6 protein-coding genes are annotated in these 4,048 nt (G+C 63.9%); 1 reads left to right on the top strand and 5 read right to left on the bottom strand.

Features of this window, described 5'->3' with window-relative positions; translation table 11 throughout:
• Nucleotides 1–58: 58 nt before the first annotated feature.
• From ACRDUX_RS34305 to rpmH, 5 genes are all read right to left on the bottom strand, one after another.
• Nucleotides 59–592: a Jag family protein gene (locus tag ACRDUX_RS34305; protein WP_526420887.1), complete on the bottom strand. Its 534-nt coding sequence runs from the start codon at nt 590–592 to the stop codon at nt 59–61.
• Nucleotides 593–664: 72 nt separating this feature from the next.
• Nucleotides 665–1,759 (bottom strand): membrane protein insertase YidC, encoded by a 1,095-nt coding sequence (yidC, locus tag ACRDUX_RS34300; RefSeq protein WP_526420889.1) that lies wholly within the window; start codon nt 1,757–1,759, stop codon nt 665–667.
• A 43-nt stretch (nt 1,760–1,802) separates the two neighbouring features.
• The gene (yidD, locus tag ACRDUX_RS34295; protein WP_526420884.1) at nt 1,803–2,120 is read right to left on the bottom strand and encodes a membrane protein insertion efficiency factor YidD; all 318 of its coding nucleotides are present in this window, start codon (nt 2,118–2,120) and stop codon (nt 1,803–1,805) included.
• Nucleotides 2,117–2,476, bottom strand: a complete 360-nt coding sequence (gene rnpA / locus ACRDUX_RS34290) for a ribonuclease P protein component (RefSeq protein WP_526420882.1) — start codon at nt 2,474–2,476, stop codon at nt 2,117–2,119. The genes yidD and rnpA overlap by 4 nt, the downstream gene beginning before the upstream one ends.
• Nucleotides 2,477–2,509: 33 nt before the next feature.
• The gene (gene rpmH / locus ACRDUX_RS34285) at nt 2,510–2,653 is read right to left on the bottom strand and encodes a 50S ribosomal protein L34 (RefSeq protein ID WP_284230534.1); all 144 of its coding nucleotides are present in this window, start codon (nt 2,651–2,653) and stop codon (nt 2,510–2,512) included.
• 568 nt (nt 2,654–3,221) lie between these two features.
• Here rpmH and ACRDUX_RS34280 point away from each other — a divergent pair.
• A partial coding sequence (locus ACRDUX_RS34280; RefSeq protein ID WP_526420880.1) for a DnaA ATPase domain-containing protein occupies nt 3,222–4,048 on the top strand: 827 nt, incomplete at its 3' end.

Here is a 4,048-nt window from a genome sequence, read left to right as displayed (position 1 = left end):
TCCGAATCCCCCGCCGCGGCGGGGCCGGGGTGGAACTACACGGTGGTAACTCGAAACGTCAGACTGGCAGAACGACGACGCGGCGCGACGGCTCCGCGCCCTCGCTCTCACTGCGCACACCGTCAACGGCCGATACTGCATCGTGAACGATCTTCCGCTCGAACGGTGTCATCGGCGCCAGCTCCTCGCGCTCACCGCTCGCAAGCACGCGGCGGGCGATCTTGTCCCCCAGCGCCGCCAACTCATCCCGGCGTCCGCGCCGCCAGTGGGCGACGTCCAGCATCAGTCGGCTCCGCTCGCCCGTCTTCTGGTGCACTGCGAGTCGCGTCAACTCCTGCAAGGCGTCGAGCACCTCGCCCTTGCGACCAACCAACTTTGCGAGGTCGCTTCCCCCGTCGATGCTCACGATCGCACGGTCGCCCTCGACATCCAGATCGATGTCTCCGTCGAAGTCCAGGAGGTCGAGCAGCTCCTCCAGATAGTCGCCGGCGATCTCACCTTCGGCCACCAAGCGGTCTTCGAGGTCCTCGGTCTTGGGCGCGTCGCCCTCGATCTCGGTCTCGGTCCGTTCCGTCGTATCGGCGTCAGTCATGTTCGTCCTTACTTCCTTGCTTTCACATCCATCGGTGGCCACACCGGGCCGTCCCGAATCGGGGGGTACTTGTCAGGGCCTTCGCTTCTTCGGTCGGCTGTTGGCCGCCCGCCGAGGTCCGCGGTTACCGGCACCGCCGGCCTTCGTCACCGGGCCCTTGCCGTTCGGCGTCGGCGGTGAGTCACTGGAGGTGGCATCGGTGTCGCCGACACCGTCGGCCCCGATCTCGTTGCCATCGTGATCAGTCAGCTCCACGGGAGGCTTCGCCGGGCCCTCGGCGCCGGTGCCACTAGGCGTTGGACGCTTGCGCTTCGGCTTTGGCTTGGTTCCCGGCGCCGGAGCATTCGACGCGCGGCGCGCCAACTCCTCCTGCTTCTTGGCTTCTTCTTCCTTCTCGATCCGGCCGAACACGACGTGCTGCTGGCCATAGGTCCAGATGTTGTTCGACACCCAGTACAAGATGATCGCGAGAGGCAGGAACGGGCCGCCGACAACGACGCCGAGCGGGAACACGTACAGCGCGAGTTTGTTCATCATCGCGGTCTGCGGGTTGGCAGACGCTTCGATGCTCTGTCGTGCCACCGACGCTCGACTGTTGAAGTGCGTGGCGACGCCGGCGAGAATCATCAGCGGCACGCCGACGATGATGACCGCAATCCGGTCGAACTGTTCGAACGCACCGAGGCCGACCGTTTGGACCATCGACGCACCCAGTGGCGCACCGAAGAGATCGGCCTTCAAGAAGTTCTGGACGTCCGTCGCGCTGAAGATGTAGTTGCCGATGGAGCTGTTCTCCGCCACGGACAAGCCGAGCCGGCCGATGCCGGTCTGGGTCCGGTTGAACGACATCAGCACGTGGTAGAGGCCGAGGAACACCGGGATCTGCGCCAGCATGGGCAGGCAGCCGAGGATCGGATTGAACCCGTGGTCCTTCTGCAGCTTCTGCATCTCCAGCGCCATCCGCTGGCGGTCCTTGCCGTACTTCTTCTGCAGCGCCTTGATCTGTGGCTGCAACTCCTGCATCTGGCGGGTCGTGCGGATCTGCCGAACGAACGGTTTGTAGAGAATCGCGCGCAGCGTGAAGACGAGGAACATCACCGTCAGCGCCCATGCGAAGAAGTTGTCGGGGCCGAACACGAACCCGAAGACCTTGTACCAGAGCCACATGATTGCGGACACCGGGTAGTAGATGACGTCGAGACTGAACCAATTAAACAAACGAATCGCTCCTCAGCGTCGCGCTATCCACGGCCCCGACGGAATCCGCCCGTGGACGACATCCACCCTCGTGTCGGTCCGGAATCGGGTCCCATCCACCTTGGTGCCACGGACCGCACTTGGCCAGCCGCACCAAGGACAACCATGTCCCCCGAAGGAAGCCGAACTCTCGAAGCGCGTCGACCGCGTACTGACTGCACGTCGGGGTGAATCGGCAAGAGGGTGGCCGCAACGGAGAGATCATCGTGCGATACAGCTCGATGACATAGATGACGCCTCGCGCCAGCACGCCGGCGATGCGGCGATTCATCGCCGAGCCCCGGACTCCGACGCGCGCCGCAACGCGGTCCGCAGTTCCTGTTCGAGGCGGGCCGAGATCGCATTCCGACTGCTCGGAAGAGCACGGATCACCACTTTGTCACCTGGCCCCAGATCCTCGATCACGCCCCGCGCCACGTGCCGCAACATCCGCGAGACGCGGTGCCGCTGTACCGCGGAGCCGACCGACTTTGAGACGACGAGCCCGATCTTCGGACCGCCGGACCCATCGTCGTCGGGTGACCTCAAGGCGTGCACCACGAGGTCGGGTTGCGCTGCGCGCGCACCGCGATTGACGGTGAGTCCGAAGTCAGTCGACCGCGTCATCCGGTACTGAGCCGGAAGCACCTGTCTACACCCTGCTACGGATCAGACCCAGCATCACGCAGTGAGAGAGCGACGGCCCTTGCCACGACGACCGGACACGATGGCGCGTCCGGCCCTAGTCCGCATCCGCAGCCGGAAGCCGTGCACCTTGGCACGGCGCCGGTTGTTCGGCTGGAACGTCCGCTTGCCCTTGGCCACGGCTGTTTCTCCTCAATGACGGGTGCGCCCGCCCCCGTCGAACACACGAGTAACCTCGTGTGCGTCTGGAAGCAGCCGCGGTACGTACGCTTCGTTCGTCTCGCTTGCTAGCTCCGGCGCGTAAACCCGACGATCCGAGTCGCAGCCGTATCGCCACGTTCGGGCGACTGTTCGAGGGTACTGACGAGATTTCCCTAGGTCAAACCCGCTTCTCCCGCTGCCGAATCCGCGACATCCGCCACGCCCATCGCCATCCAACACGCGTGTCCAGGCAAGCCGCATTCAATGTTGCAGAACTGTTGGCACTCGGCAATAAAACTGTTAACTTCTGGCAAGGCTGTCTCTCACATAGGGACGCCGCTGAACGAAGAAGTGAGGAAGGCTGCCCAACCGGGAGCCCACGGTGTAGTCGACCACCATGACGAGCCCCGGGACCGCTGCCTCCACGCGTTACGCTACGACACAACGACCGGTGTCGGTTATCCACAGACTGTGGATAACCATGTGGACATCCGGTTCATTGTCTATTCGGCCATCCCAGTCTTGGCCACGAGGGGGTACCTCTACGTTGACATCCGACCCCGACCCGCCGTTCGTCGCAATCTGGAACGACGTCGTTGCGGAGCTCAACGGTGACACCTCTCGCAACGGAAGCTCTCACACCGGCTCCAACGCCCCGAATCTCACCCGGCAGCAACGGGCCTGGTTGAAGCTGGTCAAACCACTCGTCATCGCCGAGGGGTTTGCCCTTCTCTCCGTTCCCACGCCATTCGTTCAGAACGAGATCGAACGACACCTCCGCGAACCGATCATCGCCAGCCTCAGCCGTCGGCTCGGCCAACGTGTCGAGCTCGGCGTCCGCATCGAGACCCCCGACCCACAGACCGACCGCGGCGACGATCTTCCCCAAGAGTCGACGCCCGAAGCGGACGAGGTCGACGACGACGAGGAAGCACTCGCGAGCGCCGAGGAGAGCTGGCCCACCTACTTCACCAACCGCCCGCAGAACTCCCCAACCGACGACGTCAGCCTCAACCGGCGGTACACGTTCGACACCTTCGTCATCGGCGCGTCCAACCGGTTCGCCCACGCCGCCACCCTCGCCATCGCCGAGGCGCCGGCCCGTGCCTACAACCCACTGTTCATCTGGGGCGAGTCCGGCCTCGGGAAAACGCACCTCCTCCATGCGGCGGGCAACTACGCCCAACGCCTGTTTCCCGGCATGCGGGTGAAGTACGTCTCGACCGAAGAATTCACCAACGACTTCATCAACTCTCTGCGCGACGACCGCAAGGCCTCGTTCAAGCGCAGTTACCGCGACATCGACGTCCTCCTCGTCGACGACATTCAGTTCATCGAGGGCAAGGAAGGTATCCAGGAAGAGTTCTTCCACAC

Source organism: Mycobacterium sp. (genome assembly GCF_050701675.1).
Classification (GTDB): Bacteria; Actinomycetota; Actinomycetes; order Mycobacteriales; family Mycobacteriaceae; genus Mycobacterium.
Note: the sequence above shows the minus strand (reverse complement) of the source record. Positions and strands in the feature narration are given on the sequence as shown.

Excerpts from the sequence above, each read along its gene's own strand:
- ACRDUX_RS34305 (WP_526420887.1), bottom strand. The coding sequence starts at position 592 with ATGACTGACGCCGATACGACGGAACGGACCGAGACCGAGATCGAGGGC.
- yidC (WP_526420889.1), bottom strand. The coding sequence starts at position 1,759 with ATGTGGCTCTGGTACAAGGTCTTCGGGTTCGTGTTCGGCCCCGACAAC.
- yidD (WP_526420884.1), bottom strand. The coding sequence starts at position 2,120 with ATGAATCGCCGCATCGCCGGCGTGCTGGCGCGAGGCGTCATCTATGTC.